18 protein-coding genes are annotated in these 20024 nt (G+C 52.4%); 5 read left to right on the top strand and 13 right to left on the bottom strand.

Annotation, left to right across the window (positions count from 1 at the left end; all coding sequences use genetic code 11):
• Positions 1-9 precede the first annotated feature (9 nt).
• The 7 genes from rsxD to blr form a co-directional block, all read right to left on the bottom strand.
• Positions 10-1062, bottom strand: a complete 1053-nt coding sequence (gene rsxD / locus LA337_12200) for an electron transport complex subunit RsxD (GenBank protein ID UBI13973.1) — start codon at positions 1060-1062, stop codon at positions 10-12.
• On the bottom strand, positions 1063-3180 hold the full coding sequence (gene rsxC, locus LA337_12195; GenBank protein ID UBI13972.1) for an electron transport complex subunit RsxC: 2118 nt from the start codon (positions 3178-3180) through the stop codon (positions 1063-1065).
• Positions 3173-3751: an electron transport complex subunit RsxB gene (rsxB, locus tag LA337_12190; GenBank protein ID UBI13971.1), complete on the bottom strand. Its 579-nt coding sequence runs from the start codon at positions 3749-3751 to the stop codon at positions 3173-3175. The genes rsxC and rsxB overlap by 8 nt, the downstream gene beginning before the upstream one ends.
• On the bottom strand, positions 3751-4332 hold the full coding sequence (gene rsxA / locus LA337_12185; protein UBI13970.1) for an electron transport complex subunit RsxA: 582 nt from the start codon (positions 4330-4332) through the stop codon (positions 3751-3753). The genes rsxB and rsxA overlap by 1 nt, the downstream gene beginning before the upstream one ends.
• Positions 4333-4408: 76 nt before the next feature.
• Positions 4409-4849, bottom strand: coding sequence for a DUF2569 domain-containing protein (locus LA337_12180; protein UBI13969.1), 441 nt, complete (start codon positions 4847-4849; stop codon positions 4409-4411).
• A 91-nt stretch (positions 4850-4940) separates the two neighbouring features.
• Positions 4941-5156, bottom strand: a complete 216-nt coding sequence (gene ydgT / locus LA337_12175; protein UBI13968.1) for a transcription modulator YdgT — start codon at positions 5154-5156, stop codon at positions 4941-4943.
• A gap of 291 nt (positions 5157-5447) precedes the next feature.
• Complete coding sequence (gene blr / locus LA337_12170) at positions 5448-5573, bottom strand: division septum protein Blr (GenBank protein ID UBI18452.1); 126 nt, start codon at positions 5571-5573, stop codon at positions 5448-5450.
• 241 nt (positions 5574-5814) lie between these two features.
• Between blr and LA337_12165 the strand changes: the two genes are divergently transcribed.
• Positions 5815-6855 (top strand): oxidoreductase, encoded by a 1041-nt coding sequence (locus tag LA337_12165; GenBank protein ID UBI13967.1) that lies wholly within the window; start codon positions 5815-5817, stop codon positions 6853-6855.
• A 45-nt stretch (positions 6856-6900) separates the two neighbouring features.
• Here LA337_12165 and add read toward each other — a convergent pair whose 3' ends face one another.
• Positions 6901-7902, bottom strand: coding sequence for an adenosine deaminase (gene add, locus LA337_12160; GenBank protein ID UBI13966.1), 1002 nt, complete (start codon positions 7900-7902; stop codon positions 6901-6903).
• 95 nt (positions 7903-7997) lie between these two features.
• On the opposite strand from add, the gene LA337_12155 reads away from it, so the two are divergent.
• Positions 7998-8753 (top strand): hypothetical protein, encoded by a 756-nt coding sequence (locus LA337_12155; protein ID UBI13965.1) that lies wholly within the window; start codon positions 7998-8000, stop codon positions 8751-8753.
• Between the two features lie 45 nt (positions 8754-8798).
• On the opposite strand, the gene LA337_12150 is transcribed toward LA337_12155, so the two are convergent.
• Together LA337_12150 and malX are read right to left on the bottom strand one after the other, a co-directional pair.
• On the bottom strand, positions 8799-9971 hold the full coding sequence (locus tag LA337_12150) for a pyridoxal phosphate-dependent aminotransferase (protein UBI13964.1): 1173 nt from the start codon (positions 9969-9971) through the stop codon (positions 8799-8801).
• Positions 9972-9981: 10 nt separating this feature from the next.
• Positions 9982-11574, bottom strand: a complete 1593-nt coding sequence (gene malX, locus LA337_12145) for a maltose/glucose-specific PTS transporter subunit IIBC (protein UBI13963.1) — start codon at positions 11572-11574, stop codon at positions 9982-9984.
• A 169-nt stretch (positions 11575-11743) separates the two neighbouring features.
• On the opposite strand from malX, the gene LA337_12140 reads away from it, so the two are divergent.
• Positions 11744-12772, top strand: coding sequence for a Mal regulon transcriptional regulator MalI (locus LA337_12140; GenBank protein UBI13962.1), 1029 nt, complete (start codon positions 11744-11746; stop codon positions 12770-12772).
• Positions 12773-12819: 47 nt separating this feature from the next.
• Here LA337_12140 and LA337_12135 read toward each other — a convergent pair whose 3' ends face one another.
• Together LA337_12135 and manA are read right to left on the bottom strand one after the other, a co-directional pair.
• Positions 12820-14328, bottom strand: coding sequence for a YdgA family protein (locus tag LA337_12135; protein ID UBI13961.1), 1509 nt, complete (start codon positions 14326-14328; stop codon positions 12820-12822).
• A 106-nt stretch (positions 14329-14434) separates the two neighbouring features.
• Positions 14435-15610: a mannose-6-phosphate isomerase gene (gene manA / locus LA337_12130; GenBank protein UBI13960.1), complete on the bottom strand. Its 1176-nt coding sequence runs from the start codon at positions 15608-15610 to the stop codon at positions 14435-14437.
• 262 nt (positions 15611-15872) lie between these two features.
• On the opposite strand from manA, the gene fumB reads away from it, so the two are divergent.
• Together fumB and fumC are read left to right on the top strand one after the other, a co-directional pair.
• Positions 15873-17519: a class I fumarate hydratase gene (gene fumB / locus LA337_12125; GenBank protein ID UBI13959.1), complete on the top strand. Its 1647-nt coding sequence runs from the start codon at positions 15873-15875 to the stop codon at positions 17517-17519.
• Between the two features lie 141 nt (positions 17520-17660).
• Positions 17661-19064, top strand: coding sequence for a class II fumarate hydratase (gene fumC, locus LA337_12120; GenBank protein ID UBI13958.1), 1404 nt, complete (start codon positions 17661-17663; stop codon positions 19062-19064).
• Here fumC and tus read toward each other — a convergent pair.
• Entirely contained in the window at positions 19061-19990 is a 930-nt protein-coding gene (gene tus, locus LA337_12115) for a DNA replication terminus site-binding protein (GenBank protein UBI13957.1), read from the bottom strand. The two genes, fumC and tus, sit on opposite strands and share 4 nt — an antisense overlap.
• Between the last annotated feature and the right edge of the window lie 34 nt (positions 19991-20024).

Below are 20024 nucleotides of genomic sequence, written 5' to 3'. Positions count from 1 at the left end.
AGGGAATCCTTAGCGATGTCCGTACACGCGAGGGCGAGTGTAATAATCAATCAGCGGAACCGTGATATTTGCCAGTAAAACGGCAAAAGCGACGCCATCAGGATAACCGCCAAAACTGCGAATCAACCACACGAGCAGGCCTGCAAGCGCGCCAAAAATCAGACGGCCACGGTTGGTGGTTGATGCTGTAACGGGGTCGGTAAGAATAAAAAATGCACCTAACATGGTCGCGCCGGAAAGGAGGTGCAACTGAGGTGAGGCCAGCGATTCTGGCGAGAAAATCCAGCCTAAAGTTGCGCAAACCGCAAGCGACAGCAGGAAGCTAACCGGGATATGCCAGCGAATCGCTTTCTGCCATAACAGTATGACACCGCCGACCAGCCAGGCAAGGTTAACCCACTGCCAGCCAGCGCCTGCAAGCATGCCGCTGTAGATTGGGTATTGCATCACCTGCTCAACAGTATGTCCCGCATGCAGCGAAGTCTTAAAGGTGTCGAGAGGCGTTGCCTGACTGATACCATCAATGCCCATACGCAACGTGTTCATATCCCCGCCGCTGGCGGTATGTCCACTAAAGATAACGTTAAGGGCGTCAAAGAACCCAGGCACAGTAGCCGCAATTTCATGCGGCGGCAGCCAACTGGTCATCTGTACCGGAAATGAGATAAGCAGTACGACGTAACCAATCATGGCAGGGTTAAACGGGTTCTGGCCGAGGCCGCCATACAGTTGCTTAGCGATGATAACGGCGAATACCGTGCCTAAAACCACCATCCACCAGGGGGCGAGCGGGGGAATACTCACCGCCAGTAGCAGCCCGGTGAGTAAAGCAGAGTTGTCTTTTAATACCGTGACAATAGGCTGTTTACGCAGTTTAAGTACGCCCGCTTCGGCAGCGATAGCGCTGACGGCTGCCAGAACTATCTGGAACAACGTTCCCCAGCCAAAAAACCACAGCTGAGCGGCGATCCCCGGCAATGCAGCAAGTAACACCAGTATCATGATGCGCGATGTCTGGCGCTGGTTATGGGTATAAGGGGAGCTTGCTATTCTGAATACCATTTATTCCTCGTTTACAACCTGCTGCTGTGCGGCTTTCTTTGCCTGAGCGCGTGCGATAGCGGCCGCGACGGCGGCTTTACGCGGATCAACTGGCTCGGCTGTTTCCGTTACTGCCTGCTGCTCAAGCTTGCGGGCTTTAGCGCGGGCGATAGCCGCTTCCACGGCGGCTTTACGCGGATCAACTGGCTCGGCTGTTTCCGTTACTGCCTGCTGCTCAAGCTTGCGGGCTTTAGCGCGGGCGATAGCCGCTTCCACGGCGGCTTTGCGCGGATCAACCGGTTCGACGGTTTCCGTTTCCGGTTGCTGCTCAAGCTTGCGGGCTTTGGCACGGGCGATAGCCGCTTCCACGGCGGCTTTGCGCGGATCCACCGGTTCGACGGTTTCCGTTTCCGGTTGCTGCTCAAGCTTGCGGGCTTTGGCGCGTGCAATAGCCGCTTCCACGGCGGCTTTACGCGGATCTGTACCCGCACTGTTGCCTTCAATTTGTGGTGGATTTTCAGTCCGGGCCGCGCGAGCTTGTGCCTTACGCGCCTCGCGTGCGGCAATCACGGCGCTATTGTCAGGTTTTTCGCCAGCCTGAATGACTACCGGCTGCATTGCCTGGGCCTGCTTTTCTTTTACGCGAGCCAGCGCGGCGGCAATGGCATCATGATCTTTAGCTGCAGGCTGAGCGGCGGCGCTTTTGTGGCGTTCAAGACGTGCAGCTTTTTCTCGTTCAAGGCGTGCCTGTCGGGCTTCGAATCGTGCTTTTGCTTCGGCGGCACGTTTTTCTTCCTGACTAATGGCGTAAATCTCGGCTTTTTCCTGGCGGAAATACTGCACCAGTGGAATGTTGCTAGGGCATACCCAGGCGCAGGCACCGCATTCAATACAGTCGGCGATATTGTGAGCCGTTGCTTTGTCGTGCTGTTGCCCTTTACTGAACCAATAAAGCTGCTGCGGCAGGAGATCGGCTGGGCAGGCATCGGCGCAAGCGCTACAGCGAATGCAGCCTTTCTCTTCCGGCGTTTCCCCCATTTCACTGGCAGAGGGCGCCAGAAGACAGTTGGTAATCTTTACCACGGGTACATCCAGCCACGGCAGCGTAAAGCCCATCAGCGGTCCGCCCATAATGACCATCTGGTCGGCGGAAGGGCAGAAGCCCGCGTCGTTGAGCAGATGACGAACCGGCGTGCCTAAACGCGCCCAGACGTTGCCCGGACGGCTGACGGCTTCACCAGTGAGCGTCACGACACGCTCGGTGATCGGTTCACCATCAATCACCGCGCGTTTGATGGCATAAGCGGTTCCGACGTTTTGCATCAGTACGCCGATATCTGAGGAACGTCCGCCGTGGGGAACCTGCTTGCCAGTCAGGATTTGTGTTAATTGCTTGGCCCCGCCTGAAGGATACTTAGTGGGGATCACACGTAAGCTAATATCGTGTGAATCAGCCATCACTGCGCGCAGCATAGAAATTGCCTGCGGTTTGTTATCTTCGATGCCCACCAAAATTTCGCGTGGCTGAAGAATATGCGCAAGGATACGGATACCTTCGACGACCTGCGCCGCGCAGTCCTGCATCAGGCGGTCATCAGCCGTAATGTATGGCTCGCATTCAGCGGCGTTGATGATCAGCGTTTCAATTTTATCTCCGCCGCCCTGTAGTTTGACGCCGGTGGGGAAACCTGCGCCACCCAGTCCGGCAACGCCGAACTGGTGAATACGCGCGATCAGCTCTTCCCGGCTGCGGGAGCGGTAATCGGTCCAGCCATCCCGCTCAATCCAGCGATCTTCGCCATCGGCGTCTATGATAACGCTCAACTCAGCCAGTGCCGATGGGTGTGCCGTAGAGTGCGGGGCAATGGCAACAACGGTGCCTGACGTTGGTGCATGGACCGGAAGCATTTTGCCTCGCCCGAGGGTTAACGCCTGACCTCGCAGTACGGTATCACCCACGTTTACGCACAGCTCACCTTCCGCGCCAATATGTTGCTTCAGCGGAATAACAAAGCGTGGCGCCAGCGGAACCTGCCGCAACGGCGTGCCGTTTGACTGGGTTTTCATTTCTGGTGGATGAATGCCGCCATCAAAGTCCCAGATTTTGTTTTTTCTGAATGCAGAGAATAACTTAAACATGTTGTTCCACGGGAATGATGCGCACAGGAATGGTGTTTAAATCCCATTTCCAGCTATCTGGTGTTTCGGCTACCGGACGTAATTCGATACATTGCGTTGGGCACGGATCAACGCACAGGTTGCACCCGGTGCAGAGATCGCTCATCACCGTATGCATGGCGCGCGTCGCACCCACAATCGCATCAACCGGGCAGGCCTGAATGCACTTTGTGCAACCGATACAGTTATTTTCATCAATGACCGCCAGCATACGCACGGGCGTAACGTCTTGTTCATCACCATCAATCGGCTGCGGATCGACGTTCAGCAGGGCGGCAATTTTTAACATCACCGCTTCGCCACCGGGAGCGCAACGGTTAATTTTTTCACCCTGAGCGCCGATCGCTTCAGCATAAGGATGACAGCCCGGATAGCCACATTGTCCACACTGGCTTTGCGGGAGAATTTCATCAATTTTCTCCACAACCGGATCATCTTCAACGGCGAAACGTCGTGAGGCATAACCCAAAATAGCGCCGAACGCCAGACCCAGTAGACTCACTGCGGCAACGGCAATCCAGATAGCATTCATTACAACTTCACCAAACCACTAAAGCCCATAAAGGCTAATGACATTAAACCGGCGGTAATCAGCGCAATCGCATTCCCGCGAAATGGCGCAGGGACGTCCGCCACGGCGAGACGTTCGCGAATTGCCGCGAACAGTACCATCACCAGCGAGAAGCCGACTGCGGCAGAAAAACCGTATAGCGCCGACTGTAAAAAGTTATGACCGAGGTTGATGTTCAGTAGCGCTACACCCAATACCGCGCAGTTAGTGGTGATCAACGGAAGGAAGATCCCCAGCAGGCGGTAAAGTGCAGGGCTGGTTTTGCGTACAACCATCTCGGTAAATTGCACCACGACGGCGATAACCAGAATAAAAGCCAGCGTGCGCAGATAGATGAGATTGAGCGGGATTAGGATCCAGGTATCAATCAGCCATGCGCAAATGGATGCCAGTGTCATGACAAACGTCGTGGCAAGGCCCATACCCATTGCGGTTTCCAGTTTTTTGGAAACACCCATAAACGGGCAAAGGCCCAGAAACTTGACCAGTACAAAGTTATTGACCAGTACAGTTCCGACAAACAGCAGCAGGTAATCAGTCATTTTTCGGCCTGAAATAAAAAAGCCGCCTATTATCTGACAATCTACAACAGGCGACAACAGGTTAACTGTAGGGTTATTACGGGTTCACAAACGTCGATTTAACGCGCTGCGATCGTTTGAAGTAGGGCACCAGCAGTGCTGCAGCCAACAATGGGAACAGCAGTTGGCGCACGGCAAAGGCGTCCGGGACCGGTGAAAACGCAAACGCTTTAATCGCCAGCAACACGGAGATCAGCAGCCACAGAATATAATGTTTAGGTACACAGGCTCTGCGTTTGAAAAACGCAATCGTCAGCCACAGCGTGTAATACCACATGGCGATCGCGGTAATAAAGGAAACGCCCCATAACAGCAAATTGACCGTACTTTGTTCACCCAGCATTTTGAAGGTTTGCGGTGTAGCCAGCGCAGTGACATAAAGTAGTAACGCCAGCGAAGCGCTCAACAACGCGACTAACAGCCAGGCCAGTGGCCCAAGGAGCCAGCCTCCGATACGTTGTGCCGGTGTGGTAGTCATCTCTTCTCCAGGTTTACGCGCGCAATCAATCATGCCATTCATTTTGGGGCAATTATTATAAAGCTTTTAACGTTGAGCGCTACTTTCTTCTCTATTGCACGTAATGCCAGACTGATTTAGGTACCTGACCGACATCAAACAGACGACCTCCCGAGATAAGCTCCGCACGGCGATGGTCTGCGGCACGGTACATATTGATAATGTCGCTATCGTCAGTGAGCGTGTAGTTAAGATGGTCGAACAGTTTTTCCAGACTATCGAGTGAACTGATTTTGCGGAATTTTAATAAGTAATCCTGAACAGTCATAAATGCAGATCCATATAAATAAAATAATACCAACGGAGTAGAAAATATAAAAATAAACAACGTGCACAGGTAAAAGCGGATTTACGTGCAAGTGTAAGAAGAGTGTTCATACCTGTGAAAAAGCAGGCGCTATACGCACCTGCAGCAAGGGTAACCCGCTTCGCCACAGCAGGCAATATGCGGCGGAGCGGGATGCGGCCTAATTCGCTTTTTTTGACAGAATTCGATCTTTTGCAGCCAAACCTTGCAGCTACTACATGTGAATTGCCGGGAATAAACGACTACCGACGCTTATTTCTTCTGCACAGCAGCAACGGGCTCCGGTGGCTGGTAATTGTCAATATGATTGGCAACACCCAGCAGGATTACGGAGACGGCGAGAACAATCCAACCTGTTAATTCAATAAGACGATTCATTACTGATGACATTTGCTTTGATTTATCCTTAAACACAGGCTGCAAATGTTACTAATCTCTCATTAATACAGCAAGATGATTGGGAACGATTTCTACCTCTTTTTCGCTGCAAGTTAAGCGTAAGTGGCATATGTTTGACTTAAGTTAAGAAACGACCTTTGTAGCGCAAAGGTTATTAAACTATTGAGACGTTGCAAGGTATGGTGTGAAATAGGTCTGTTTTGAATTGAGAGGCAATAACATGAGTGACAACATCCGCGTTGGGCTAATTGGCTATGGTTATGCCAGCAAAACCTTCCATGCCCCCCTGATTGTGGGTACACCGGGCCTGGAACTGGCTGCGGTTTCCAGTAGTGATGAAGCAAAAGTGAAGGCAGACTGGCCTACGGTGGCGGTTGTTGCCGAGCCTAAACATCTTTTTAACGATCCCAATATCGACCTGATAGTGATCCCCACGCCTAATGACACGCACTTCCCGTTAGCGAAGGCCGCGCTGGAAGCGGGCAAACATGTGGTTGTTGATAAGCCTTTCACCGTGACACTGTCACAAGCTCGTGAGCTGGATGCGCTGGCGCGCAGCCTCGGGCGCGTATTATCTGTGTTCCATAACCGTCGCTGGGACAGTGATTTCCTGACGCTGAAAGCCTTGTTGGCGGATGGCGTTTTGGGGGAGGTTGCGTATTTTGAATCTCATTTCGATCGTTTTCGCCCGCAGGTTCGTGACCGCTGGCGTGAACAGGGCGGCCCGGGAAGCGGCATCTGGTACGATTTAGCACCGCATCTTTTGGATCAGGCGATTAATCTGTTTGGTTTGCCCGTCAGCCTGACGGTAGACCTCGCCCAACTGCGCCCCGGTGCGCAGGCGACGGATTACTTTCATGCCATCCTGACGTATCCGCAGCGGCGAGTGATTCTACACGGTACCATGCTCGCTGCCGCAGAATCGGCCCGTTATATTGTGCACGGATCGCGCGGCAGCTATGTGAAGTATGGTCTTGACCCGCAGGAAGAGCGTTTGAAAAATGGCGAGCGGTTGCCTCAGGAAGACTGGGGTTATGACATGCGCGATGGCGTATTGACGCGAATAGAAGGTGAAGAGCAGGTTGAAGAAACCTGGCTTACCGTACCGGGTAACTATCCGGCGTACTATGCTGGCATTCGTGATGCGCTAAACGGTAACGGTGAGAACCCGGTCCCGGCAAGACAGGCTATCCAAATTATGGAGCTGATTGAGCTGGGTATCGAATCCGCAAAACATCGTTCGACGCTTTGCCTTGCCTGATTGAACTAATGCCGGATAAGCGTTACGCCATCCGGCACTTTATCGTTACGCTGCGGCGACTTTCTCACGCAAGGCACGTTTTTCTTCGTTACTCAGGAATGCCATTTCCAGACCGTTGATTTGCGCCTGGCGGATCTGTTCGCGCGTAAGGCCTACTGCTGGTGCGGCAATGGTGTACTCGTGAATAATATCCACCCCCTGAACAGCCGGGTCGTCCGTATTCAAACTGGCTAACACCCCATGCTCGAGGAACGTTTTCAGCGGATGGGCCGCCAGAGAGGCAACGGTGCTGGTCTGAATATTTGATGTCAGGCAGGATTCGATGCCGATACGGTGCTCGGCGAGATAATCCATCAACGCACGATCTTCTACGGCTTTAACGCCGTGACCAATACGTTCAGCGCCCAGCTCTTTAATGGCCTGCCAGATGCTTTCGGGGCCCGCAGCTTCGCCCGCATGCACGGTAATACGCCAGCCGGCGTCGCGTGCCTGGTTGAAGTGTGACAGGAACAGACTGCCCGGGAACCCCAGTTCGTCACCAGCCAGATCCAGTGCCGTAATATGGTCGCGGTGGGCTAACAGCGCATCCAGTTCCTGCAGGCAGGCAGCTTCGCCGAAGGTACGACTCATAATGCCAATTAAGCGTGCTTCAACGCCAAAGGTCTTGCAACCCTCGCGTACGCCGGCAATGACGGCTTCAACCACGCCCGCGACGGGAAGCTGATGCGCCATCGCCATATAGCCTGGAGAAAAACGTAATTCTACATAGTGCAGACCGTTACGTGCCGCATCCTCAATATTCTCAAATGCCACGCGGCGACAGGCATCCAGCGAGGCCAGAACCTTCACGCCCCAATCGAGCTTGGATAAAAAGCTCACTAAATCCGGCTCAGTTGATGTGACTTGCACATGAGGGATCAGCGTTTCCAGCGTTTGCGCCGGAAGCGTCAAGTTGAACTGACGACCCAGATCCAGGATCGTTTGGGCACGGATGTTACCATCAAGGTGGCGATGGACGTCGGTCAGGGGGAGAGAAGTATCAATCATGGTTGCACTCGTGTTTTTAGGTAAAGTGCAGGGCATTATACAACAGAAAAATGTTCCTCTAAAAACTTTAAAAAAAACAGTGCAGAGTTCGGGGTGTGAGGGAAGCAAGTGGTGCAAAATTGCTCGCCATGCTGCCAACGCACCAACAGAATGGGGTTCCGGCAGATCGTACCAGGATGCTTTTGCCTGGCGGTGGTAAGACAGGTGTAAAGTTAGCAATAACGCATTTTCTACAGCATGTGTTTAATGGCGGATTTTTTCTTTTTTTAAGATTATTTCCCTCGATTTTATTTAATCACTGCCTTTCAGTGTTAATTTATTCAGATATTAATTGGATAACATTGCTAATAGCGAAAAATGGACACTTTCCCATTTATGAATGCACAGCGAGGTATGTTATAAAAAACACAATAATGACTGAGGGTATTAATAAAGTGAAAAGTGTAAAGCTAATTATCAGTACAATGTTCTGTGGAAGTTTGCTTTTGGCAACTGTACCTGCGCATGCGGCGTATAAAGCGGATGAAACGCATGTGATCCAGTTTAAAAAAGGCACCAGCGGGGCAGATATCAAGGGTACAATTACGGGTGATAAAACAAAAGATTATACGTTTGTCGCCAAAAAAGGGCAGACCCTGCAAGCAGTTCTGAAAAGCGCCTGGCCTCATCCTTTCATGAGTATTATTGCACCGGGCGATCAATTCATTTTTGATGGCATGATGAGCGGTGATACTTATAAAAATACGCTGCCTGCCAGCGGTAAGTATACTATCAGAATATATCAAAAAGGCGCGGCGAAAGATGAAGGGAAAACCAACGCATTCCAGCTGCATATGAAAATTACCAACTAATAATGAGTAAAAGATCGCCCAAGTGGCGATCTTTTACTTTGCTATTTAACGTATTGTGCGGATGGCGTTAATCAAACCCTGAACGCCTTTTTCAAGCTTGGAGCGCGGGCATCCGGCATTGAGGCGTACAAAACCGCGGCCTTCTTCTCCGTAAGTATATCCCGGCATGATGGCGACTTTCTGCTGGTGGATGAGCGCATCCTGCAGCGCGTGGTCATCAATATTGAGCGGGCGCAGGTCAATCCATGCCAGATAGGTGGATTGCGGAACCTGCCAGTTTAGCTCAGGGAATGCACTATTTAGCTCACGGGCAACAAAGTGCAGATTACTGGCAAGGTAATCGCGTAGCGCATCAAGCCAGCTAGCGCCTTGCTGGTAGGCTGCAATATGTGCAGTAAGCGCCAACACCGCAGGCGAGGAAAGGCCATCGCGGCCTTTTAACGCGCTGAGATAATCGTTACGGCTTTGCGCATCCTCAATGATTCCGTAAGCCCCGGTTAATGCCGGAATATTGAAACTCTTTGAACCGGAGGTGAACAGCGCCCAGCTGTCGCGCGCGACGTTGCTCCACGGGATGTGCGGCTGGTCTGCCCATACCATATCCATATGGATCTCATCAGAGATGACTTTTACACCGTGGCGCTGACACAGTTCCGCCATGGTTTCCAGTTCGTCGCGCGTCCATACCTTACCGGTTGGATTGTGCGGGCTGCAAAGCAGGAGAATTTTGCTTTCAGGTAGGGACAGGGCTTGCTCCAACGCAGCCATGTCGCAAAACCAACCGTCAGCGCGTTTTTCCAGTCCGACAGCGCGCACCTGGCGCTGATTACCTTCAATCGCTTTGTAAAACGCGTCGTAAGCTGGCGTATGAATGACCACCGCATCGCCTGCTGAGGACCACTGGCGGATCAGCTCCGACACCATATAGATGACCGAGGGGCCATAAACCAGCGATTGAGGATCAATTTGGGTATTATGACGCGAGAGAAACCAGTGGCTAATCGCCGCCAGAAATTCATCATTTTTCCAGCGGCTGTAACCCAACACGCCATGTGACAGGCGCTGAGTCAGCGCCTCCAGAATGCAAGGTGCGGTGGCAAAATCCATATCGGAAATGGTGAACGGCAGCAGGTCTGCTGAACCAAAACGGTCGGCAACGTAATCCCACTGGGTACACCAGGTACCGTGTCTGTCCACAACCTTTGAAAAATCAAACATAATGTTGTCCTTACGCCTGTACGGTATTCATCAGAACCGCGATCTCGTCTTTTACCGACTGGACCTGTGGGCCGATAACCACCTGGAGGTTATGCTGATTGAGTTGTACTACGCCAATGGCTCGATTGTCCTTCAGAGCCTGTACGTTAACAAGCGACATATCTTTTACTGACAAGCGCAGACGGGTGATGCAGTTATCCAGGCTGACTATGTTTTCCGCGCCGCCGAGCGCCGCCAGAATGGCGGGGACGTTGTAACCCGATTTACCCGGCGCTCCAGCCATGACTTTTTCGATATTGCTGGCAATTTCGACTTCACGACCCGGTGTTTTGAGATTAAAGCGCGTGATAGCGAAGCGGAAGATAACGTAATACACCGCGAACCAAATAGCCGCCACAACAGGAACCAGGTACCACTTGGTGGACAGTCCGTGCAGGATACCGAACACCACGAAGTCAATCAGGTTACCGTCCGTGTTACCGATTGTGACGCCAAGCACCGCCATCACGGTGAAGCCAAGACCGGTAAGCAGGGCGTGGATCACATACAGTACCGGGGCGACGAACAGGAATAAGAACTCGAGGGGTTCAGTGGTACCGCCAATGACACAGGCGATCAAACCAGAGATTAATAACCCTTTAATCTTATGACGATTCTCAGGACGTGCGCAGTGGTACATGGCTAATGCCGCGCCCGGTAAACCACCGAGGAACGCCGGCATTTTACCCTGGGACAGGAAGCGAGTGGCGCTTTCAGAGAACCCCTGGGTTGTTGGGCAGCTCAGTTGAGCCTGAAAAATAGTCAGTGCGCCGCTTACGCTGTGACCACAGACTTCCTGCGTGCCGCCAGCTTCGGTGAAGCGAATCAATGCCACCAGAATATGATGCAGGCCGAAAGGCAGCAGCAGGCGTTCGCCGGTACCAAACAGCATAGGACCAAATTCTCCCGCGCTATTGATGATGTGGCCGAGTCCGGTAATGCCCATGGCGAAAACCGGCCAAATCAGGGGAATGACCAGGCCGACCAGACCCATCACCACTGAAGAGATAATAGGCACAAAACGGGTACCGCCGAAGAAGGCCAGCGCGTCCGGCAGACGAATGTTGTGGAAGCGTTCATGCAGCATCCAAACGATGATCCCGGCAATAACCGCGCCGAGGATCCCCGTGTCGATCGACTGGATCCCCAAAATGTTTTGCACGTTGTTGGCTTTGAGGATCGCCGCATCTGTGGTGGGTAAGATACCTTTGGCAGTTAACCAGAAGTTGACGGCAAGGTTCATGACCGCATAACCGACAAAACCGGCAAACGCAGCAACACCTTTGTTCTCGCGGGCCAGGCCCAGAGGAATGGCAATACAGAACATGACCGGCAGGAAGCTAAACGCAAACGAGCCAACTTTGCTCATCCAGGTGAAGATGGCCTGAAGCACAGGGTTTCCCAACGCCGGGATCAGCGTCAGGACATCATGGCTGCTTAACGAGCTGCCGATCCCCAACATGATCCCGCAAAATGAGAGCAGTGCTACGGGCAACATAAAGGTTTTGCCCAACTGCTGGAAAAATTCCCATAACGTTATTTTTGGTGTGGTTCTCGTCGTCATCAAACGACTCCTTGTAAAAGCTGGCTGACTAATGATGGCGAGAAGATAAAACGTTTTACCTAATTTTAGTGCGGTATAAATCACATTATCGAACGATAATAGGGCGTATAAATATAAGTGATTGATAAAACGTTTTATCCGTCACGTTATCAGGGAGTTTTCTGTTTTTATGGCTATAGCCAAAAAAATAACCATCCATGATGTTGCGCTGGCTGCAGGGGTTTCGGTCAGTACCGTCTCATTAGTGCTCAGTGGAAAAGGGCGAATTTCATCAGCCACCGGCGAACGAGTTAATGCTGCTATTGAGCAACTGGGGTTTGTGCGTAACCGCCAGGCATCAGCGCTGCGTGGCGGGCAAAGCGGGGTAATTGGTCTGATTGTGCGCGATCTGTCTACGCCGTTTTACGCAGAGCTGACGGCGGGGCTGACGGAAGCGTTAGAAGCGCAGGGGCGCATGGTCTTTTTACTGCATGGTGGTAAAGATGGCGAACAGCTGGCGCAGCGTTTCGCGATGTTGCTCAATCAAGGGGTGGATGGCGTGGTCATTGCCGGAGCTGCCGGCAGCAGTGACGCGCTGCAACAACTGGCCGCTGACAAAGGGATCCCGGTAGTATTTGCATCACGCGCCAGCTACATGGATGAGGTTGACACCGTCAGACCCGATAACATGCAGGCTGCCCAGTTATTAGTTGAACATCTTATCCGCCACGGGCACCAGCGTATTGCCTGGCTGGGGGGGCAGAGTTCTTCATTGACCCGCGCAGAGCGCGTCGGCGGCTATTGCGCCACGTTGCTAAAATATGGTTTACCGTTTCATAGCGACTGGGTGCTGGAGTGTTCATCCAGCCAGAAGCAGGCCGCTGAAGAGGTGACAGCGCTGTTGCGTCGCAATCCGACAATCAGCGCGGTAGTGTGCTACAACGAAATAATCGCCATAGGCGCCTGGTTCGGCCTGATGAGAGCTGGACGTCAGAGTGGTGAAATTGGCGTAGATCGTTATTTCGAACAGCAAATATCGTTGGCCGGATTCGCCGATGTGGCAGAAAACGCGCTGGACGATATCCCTATTATTTGGGCCTGTACGCCCGCTCGTGAAATGGGATATACCCTTGCTGAACGCATGCTCCAACGCATTGGCCACGATGAAGGCCATTCACGCAATCTGACACTTTCCGCTCGGCTGGTGGCAGCGAAATAAAAAAAAGCCCGATAAGCAATGCTATCGGGCCAGTCATAAAACAGTGATTACTGTTGCGGGATGGCAGGAACGTCCGGCTGTGTAAGAGAAGGCATACCGAACATGCCAACAAACTCATCCAGCGGCATTTTTTGTCCGTTCAGCGTTACCTGGCCGTTTGCATATTGCAGGCTGGAGCCGATAACGTTGTCCTGCAGCGTCGTAATACGGAACATCTGACCCATCGCCGCCAGGCCATTAACCTGTTGCTTCGCCAGACCTGCTGCTTCTTCCTGCTGATATCCTTCCAGTTTGGCAATCTGCGTCATGAACTCAGTCGCCATATCGACAGGAATTGTCAGTTTAGCGTCCAGTGATTTGACGGAGCGATCCACTTCCTGCGCCAGCGTTTGCGGCTCCACGGAGTTTGCAGTCGGATCTTTTAGCAGCAGGGACAGATTAAATGCGGTTTCACCTTTTGCGTTCTTCCAGCTCAGCGGGGCAATAGTAATGACCGGCTCGCCTTTCATCAGAATTGGCAGTGCATTGAAGAAGGCTTCGGTGACTTTCTGCTGATAAAGCTCAGGATTTTGCACCACGTCAATCTGTGACATCAGCGCTTTGGTTTGGGCGCTATACTGCTGGCTGAACTGGTGCAGCGCTTCACCGTCTATCTGGCCCACTTTCAGCGTCAGTTTACCGCTTCCCATATCCTGGCCCTGAAGTTTAAGACTGTTCAGGGTGTAATCCAGCTGGCTGTTTACGGTTTTGCCATCGTTGATCAGATCGGATTTGCCATCGATACCCATACCTTCCAGTACCGCCAGCTCTTTACCCTCGACTGAAATCGACAGTTTTTCGAGTGACAATTTCTGGTCGCCGATGCGCTCACCAAAGCTGGCGATACTGCTGGAACCTTCAGTTTTCAGGTTATTAAAAGTAACCTGTACTTTCTGATCGTACTCATTGACCGCATTAACCAGGCCACTTTGCGCTTCGCCAGTCAGCGACACAGCATTGCCGTCTTTGTCAGCCGTAAACTGGAACTCGCCGCCGCTAAAGGCCACTTTTTCATCGCCTTTCTCATAGTTCAGTGGCTTGAGAGAGAGAGCGGAACGGGTATCGCCACTGTAGCTAATACGGGAGTTAATGATGAATGGCGTCTCACCTTTGGCAATATCAAACAACGGTTTGGTAACGTCGTTATTGACCAGCGTCGTTTTCACGGAGGCCATTGCCGGAACCAGATTCAGTGATTTCAACTGAGCCAGCGGGAAAGGACCGTGATCCACGGTTTCATTCAGGACGATGCTTTGTCCCGGTTTCAGCCAGGAATCAGCCTGTCCGGCGATAGGTTTTACCACCAACTGCAGTTGGCTATTGAACACGCCGCGCTGGTAGTTTTGATAACTCAGTTCAATGCCCGCCTCAGGGGAGTAGCGTTTTAACTGTTCGTTTGCCTGCGTCACCATCTCGGCGAGATGCGTTTCGAGTTTCTTTCCTGTGTACCAGGCTCCGCCCGTCCAGACGATACCCAGTGCAACCACCACACCCGCAGCTACCAGCGATTTTTTCATTTTGATATCCATAAAATAAAACCAGGCGTTTGAAGACGCCTGGAGGAGTGACATGTCTTTAACTCACTACAGCTTAGCAAGAGTTGTTAAAAATATCAGTATCTTGCTACAGCTTGTTATAAACCCGAGCTAAACGACCCTTGCCGCTGACGTTTATCGGCGATTCATTCGCGCTAATAAAGGCCGATTCACCCGGCAGCAGGACCAGACGCTGCTCGCCTTTACTCAGCACGGCTTCCCCCTCGATGCAGAACAAAATAGCCGCACTTTGCTGACTGATTTCTGTGCCATCGGCGGTCAGTTCATGCAGGGAGAAGGCGAAATCGTCGACCGGAATAGGGAAGTCCAGTTCGCCATCGGTCTTAACCGGTGTGGTCAGCAGCTGGTTTGCAGGTTTGGCGACAAACTTAACGTTGGCGACCAGCTCCGGGATATCAATGTATTTTGGTGTCAGTCCGGCGCGAAGCACGTTGTCCGAGTTAGCCATTACCTCAAGCGCCACACCTTGCAGGTAGGCATGTGGGGTTTCGGCAAACAGGAACATCGCCTCGCCTGGATTGAGCTTCACCACATTGAGCAGCAACGGGGAGAAGAGCCCGCTGTCGTTCGGGTAGAAGTCGGCTACCAGGCGAATGGTTTGCCAGGGTTCACCCTGCTGGCTGTTCAGCGCTGATTTCAGGATTGCCAGCGCATGGGATTTCTCCTCATCCTGCATATTCAGTAAGCTGGCGAAAAGATAGCTCAGACGTTCTGCGCTCGGTTCCTGCAGGAAATGCGCAATAGCCGGGTGCGCTGCACTAACCGGTTGTAACAGTGCAACAATGTCTGAGAACTCGCGAAATGCGTTCATCGCCAGAAATGGCGTTAAAGCAAAAACCAGTTCCGGCTTGTGGTTAGGATCTTTGTAGTTGCGCTCGGCGGCATCCATCGGGATCCCCGCCGCGTTTTCTTTGGCAAATCCGATTTCAGAATTGCGCTTGTTAGGATGAACCTGAATCGAAAGAGGTTGCGCGGCGCAGAGCACTTTAAACAGGAAAGGCAGTTCACCAAAGCGTTTGGCAACGGCATCGCCTAACAGTGCGGATTTATCGTGTTCGATGACATCGCGCAGAGCGACCTTCTGGCCGTCAGCGCCCAGAACCTGCGAGCTGCTTTTCGGATGCGCGCCCATCCACAACTCAGCCATCGGTTGCTGAGTGGGGTTGGCAATCCCATAAAGTTCCGTTAACGCAGTTTTACTTCCCCAGGCGTAGTTCTGCACTGAGTTGATGAGTTTTTGCATTCTCAAGCCCTGTTTCAATGTGGAATTTTCTGCGGCTATTAAACCAAGAAACCCCGAGGGAAGTAACCTGCACATGTAAAAAGTCGTACTTGTCTCAGTTTTTGTTAAAAAATTGTGTAGGATATGGTGACTCGCTTTTAATACCCTGAGCAATTCCGGTTGCAGAAAGCCCTTACTTCTACAATCCGACCTGCGGCAGGGAAGCAGGGCAATGGAACATCTGCCCAGAGAATAACCAGACCGAGCAGTAAGTGAGAGCACAATGTCAAACAAACCCTTTCATTATCAGCATCCTTTCCCCCTCAAAAAGGATGATACCGAATACTATCTGCTGACCAGCGATCATGTCTCCGTTGCCGAATTTGAAGGGCAGGAGATTGTTAAAATAGCACCGCAAGCCTTAACCCTGCTGGCTCGTCAGGCCTTTCATGATGCGTCGTTTATGCTGCGTCCTGCGCATCAACAGCAGGTGGCCGATATTCTGCGTGACCCCGAAGCCAGTGAAAACGACAAATATGTGGCCCTGCAATTCCTGCGCAATTCCGATATCGCGGCTAAAGGTATTTTGCCTACCTGTCAGGACACCGGAACCGCGATTATCGTAGGTAAAAAAGGTCAGCGCGTCTGGACCGGTGGCGGCGATGAAGCTGCGCTGGCGCGGGGGGTGTATAACACCTACATCGAAGACAACCTGCGCTATTCGCAAAACGCCGCGCTGGATATGTATAAAGAGGTAAACACCGGTACCAACCTGCCTGCACAGATAGATTTGTATACCGTCGACGGCGACGAATACAAATTCCTGTGTATTGCCAAAGGCGGTGGTTCGGCGAACAAAACCTATCTGTACCAGGAAACCAAAGCGCTGCTGACGCCAGGCAAATTAAAAGATTACCTGGTTGAGAAGATGCGAACGCTGGGAACTGCGGCTTGCCCGCCGTATCACATTGCGTTTGTTATTGGTGGTACGTCAGCGGAGGCCACGCTGAAAACGGTGAAACTGGCCTCGGCTAAATATTACGATGAGCTGCCGACCGAAGGTAACGAACACGGCCAGGCATTCCGCGATGTCGATCTGGAAAAAGAGCTGCTGATTGAGGCGCAGAATTTGGGACTGGGCGCGCAGTTTGGCGGGAAGTACTTCGCACATGACATCCGCGTGATCCGTCTGCCGCGTCACGGCGCGTCGTGTCCGGTTGGTATGGGTGTTTCTTGCTCAGCCGATAGAAATATCAAAGCTAAGATCAACCGCGAAGGTATCTGGATCGAAAAACTGGAGCATAATCCTGGCAAATATATACCAGAAGAGCTGCGCCAGGCGGGAGAGGGGGAAGCGGTGCACGTTGACCTCAATCGCCCGATGAAAGAGATCCTGGCCCAGTTGTCGCAGTACCCGGTATCTACGCGTCTGTCGCTTAACGGTACAATCATTGTTGGCCGTGATATTGCGCATGCGAAACTGAAAGAACGGCTGGATAACGGCGAAAGTTTGCCGCAGTATGTTAAGGATCATCCGATCTACTACGCCGGTCCGGCAAAAACGCCGGAAGGCTATGCCTCTGGTTCGCTTGGTCCAACCACTGCCGGGCGTATGGACTCGTATGTTGACCAGCTCCAGGGCGCTGGTGGGAGTATGATCATGCTGGCGAAAGGCAACCGTAGCCAGCAGGTGACCGACGCTTGCCATAAGCATGGCGGTTTCTACTTAGGCAGTATTGGCGGCCCCGCTGCGGTACTGGCCCAGGGCAGCATCAAGAGTCTGGAGTGTGTGGAATACCCTGAACTCGGGATGGAAGCTATCTGGAAAATTGAAGTGGAAGATTTCCCGGCGTTTATCCTGGTGGATGACAAAGGCAACGATTTCTTCAAGCAAATTCAGACGTCGCAGTGCGCACGCTGCGTTAAGTAACGTCAGCCGCCCTTCGGGGCGGTTTTTTTTACCGCACGAACCACCAAACGACAGATTAATCCTCGTTAATACTCATAAGACCAATGCAAATGGGCAATGTCGAAACATAACCTAATCAATTGTTAATGTAAGGAGCAGGTAATGGTAACGGTACGCCGCGAGAATGATTCAATGGGGGCAATTGATGTCCCTGCCGATAAGCTTTGGGGGGCGCAAACCCAACGTTCGCTGGAGCATTTTCGTATCTCTACGGAGAAAATGCCGGTCTCGCTGATCCATGCGCTGGCGCTGACGAAACGCGCCGCTGCAAAGGTTAACCAGGATCTCGGGCTGTTGGCGGAGGATAAAGCCAGGGCTATTATGCAGGCCGCAGATGAGGTGTTGGCGGATAAACATCGTGATGAGTTTCCGCTGGCCATCTGGCAAACCGGCTCTGGTACACAAAGCAATATGAACATGAACGAGGTGCTGGCAAACCGGGCCAGCGAATTACTGGGCGGCGTACGAGGGATGGAACGCAAGGTACACCCCAATGATGATGTTAATAAGAGCCAAAGCTCGAATGATGTCTTTCCAACCGCAATGCACGTTGCCGCACTGCTTGCGCTACGTAACGCTCTGATCCCGCAATTAAATGTGTTGACCAAAACGCTCAGTGATAAGTCCCACGCTTTCGCCGATATCGTCAAAATTGGTCGTACACATCTACAAGATGCAACCCCACTTACGCTTGGCCAGGAGATTTCCGGTTGGGTGGCAATGCTCGAACATAATCTCAGACACATTGAAAACAGTTTACCGCACGTGGCAGAACTGGCGCTGGGGGGAACTGCGGTAGGGACCGGACTGAACACACATCCTGAATATGCTCGTCGGGTCGCGGATGAACTGCGGGTTATCACCTGTGCGCCGTTCGTTACCGCACCGAATAAATTTGAAGCGCTGGCCACGTGCGATGCCCTGGTTCACGCTCACGGCGCGCTAAAAGGGCTGGCGGCGTCGCTGATGAAAATCGCCAACGATGTACGCTGGCTGGCATCCGGTCCACGCTGCGGTATCGGTGAGATTTCGATTCCGGAAAATGAACCGGGCAGCTCGATCATGCCGGGCAAGGTCAATCCCACCCAGTGTGAAGCGCTGACCATGCTTTGCTGTCAGGTAATGGGCAACGATGTCGCCATCAATATGGGCGGGGCGTCAGGTAACTTTGAGCTCAACGTTTACCGACCGATGGTCATCCACAACTTCCTGCAGTCGGTACGTCTGCTGGCTGACGGTATGGAAAGCTTTAACCAGCACTGCGCGACGGGGATCGAGCCCAATCGTGAGCGAATCGATCAACTGCTCAACGAGTCGCTGATGCTGGTGACGGCGCTCAACACCCATATCGGTTATGATAAAGCCGCTGAAATTGCCAAAAAGGCGCACAAAGAGGGTCTGACGCTAAAAGCCTCCGCTCTGGCGCTGGGATATCTGACCGAAGCGGAGTTTGACAGTTGGGTACGTCCGGAGCTGATGGTTGGCAGCATGCGGCCAGGCAGCTAATCAGCAACGTACAGGTGCAGTCGGGGAATTATCAATTTCAACGGCTGTGCCTGAGGTTTAAAACGATGCTGAACATTGTCGGCATCGTAATTCAGTAGCTCGCCGATATCCGGTACGGTCATACCGTTTTCGTTGTTAATTAGCGCGATCAATGGCGTCGGGCAGGCATATTGCACCTGCTTTTGCTCCCCTTTGTACCAGACGCGAGCGATGGGCTGCACTTTTACCGGTCGTTTGATTTTCAGACGAGCATGCTGCCCCAGGGCCGCGACATCCTGATATTCCCGCTCAAGCTTCGCCTGCCACTCTTCACGCGTCCAGGGGGGTACGCTACGCGGTGACGTCAGGCTTTTTTCCAGTAGCTGCAGAACTTCATCGCGTTTCAGATTTTTAATAATGTGCTTATTGGCCCAGCCGAATCGCAGGGTAGCAGGCTCTCTGACAAGTGTAAGTGTGCGATAGGCATTCAGCGTAATCAGTCCCGGCAGGTGGCGATGCACCCATTCGAAACGTGCTGCCGGCGCCAGCCCGGATTCCACCGTGACAATACGCTCGAATGTCGTTTTTAGCTGGTTAATACGCTGTATTTGCTCTTCCAGAGCACGCTGGGCAGCGCTATCTACCTGATAACACAGCACTCCTGGCAGGCGGACGGCCGCTTTGCTGCTACGATTCTCGGATTGTTGCTGGATAAACAGGTGACGATAGTGGCCTAGCGCCAGCGTTTCAGCCTCTTTGCCTAAATGCTGCTTAACATCAATGCTTTGCAATGGGGCATGCTCTGCCTCCTTGACCACTTCCGGTAACGAAAAGACGCGCGCAATCAGCAGCGTCTGCTGCAACAGGTTTGCGTTCAGAAGCGCCAGCTCTTGTTCCATCTGGCGGAAGGTGCCGTTCAGGCGGTCGACGAGATCGTAACGGGCCATAAATTCACCATTTTAGTTACAACATACTTTTTTA

This window comes from Citrobacter europaeus, from assembly GCA_020099315.1.
In the GTDB taxonomy this organism is placed as follows: Bacteria; Pseudomonadota; Gammaproteobacteria; order Enterobacterales; family Enterobacteriaceae; genus Citrobacter; species Citrobacter europaeus.
This window is presented reverse-complemented; position numbering and strand designations above follow the sequence as displayed.

Bases quoted from the DNA above. Each gene is read 5' to 3' on its own strand.
- rsxA (UBI13970.1), bottom strand. From the start codon at position 4,332: ATGACTGATTACCTGCTGCTGTTTGTCGGAACTGTACTGGTCAATAAC.
- rsxD (UBI13973.1), bottom strand. From the start codon at position 1,062: ATGGTATTCAGAATAGCAAGCTCCCCTTATACCCATAACCAGCGCCAG.
- rsxC (UBI13972.1), bottom strand. From the start codon at position 3,180: ATGTTTAAGTTATTCTCTGCATTCAGAAAAAACAAAATCTGGGACTTT.
- LA337_12150 (UBI13964.1), bottom strand. From the start codon at position 9,971: ATGTTTGATTTTTCAAAGGTTGTGGACAGACACGGTACCTGGTGTACC.
- manA (UBI13960.1), bottom strand. From the start codon at position 15,610: ATGCAAAAACTCATCAACTCAGTGCAGAACTACGCCTGGGGAAGTAAA.
- tus (UBI13957.1), bottom strand. From the start codon at position 19,990: ATGGCCCGTTACGATCTCGTCGACCGCCTGAACGGCACCTTCCGCCAG.
- add (UBI13966.1), bottom strand. From the start codon at position 7,902: ATGATTGATACTTCTCTCCCCCTGACCGACGTCCATCGCCACCTTGAT.
- LA337_12180 (UBI13969.1), bottom strand. From the start codon at position 4,849: ATGACTACCACACCGGCACAACGTATCGGAGGCTGGCTCCTTGGGCCA.
- malX (UBI13963.1), bottom strand. From the start codon at position 11,574: ATGACGACGAGAACCACACCAAAAATAACGTTATGGGAATTTTTCCAG.
- fumC (UBI13958.1), top strand. From the start codon at position 17,661: ATGGTAACGGTACGCCGCGAGAATGATTCAATGGGGGCAATTGATGTC.
- LA337_12135 (UBI13961.1), bottom strand. From the start codon at position 14,328: ATGAAAAAATCGCTGGTAGCTGCGGGTGTGGTGGTTGCACTGGGTATC.
- fumB (UBI13959.1), top strand. From the start codon at position 15,873: ATGTCAAACAAACCCTTTCATTATCAGCATCCTTTCCCCCTCAAAAAG.
- ydgT (UBI13968.1), bottom strand. From the start codon at position 5,156: ATGACTGTTCAGGATTACTTATTAAAATTCCGCAAAATCAGTTCACTC.
- LA337_12140 (UBI13962.1), top strand. From the start codon at position 11,744: ATGGCTATAGCCAAAAAAATAACCATCCATGATGTTGCGCTGGCTGCA.
- LA337_12165 (UBI13967.1), top strand. From the start codon at position 5,815: ATGAGTGACAACATCCGCGTTGGGCTAATTGGCTATGGTTATGCCAGC.
- blr (UBI18452.1), bottom strand. From the start codon at position 5,573: ATGAATCGTCTTATTGAATTAACAGGTTGGATTGTTCTCGCCGTCTCC.
- rsxB (UBI13971.1), bottom strand. From the start codon at position 3,751: ATGAATGCTATCTGGATTGCCGTTGCCGCAGTGAGTCTACTGGGTCTG.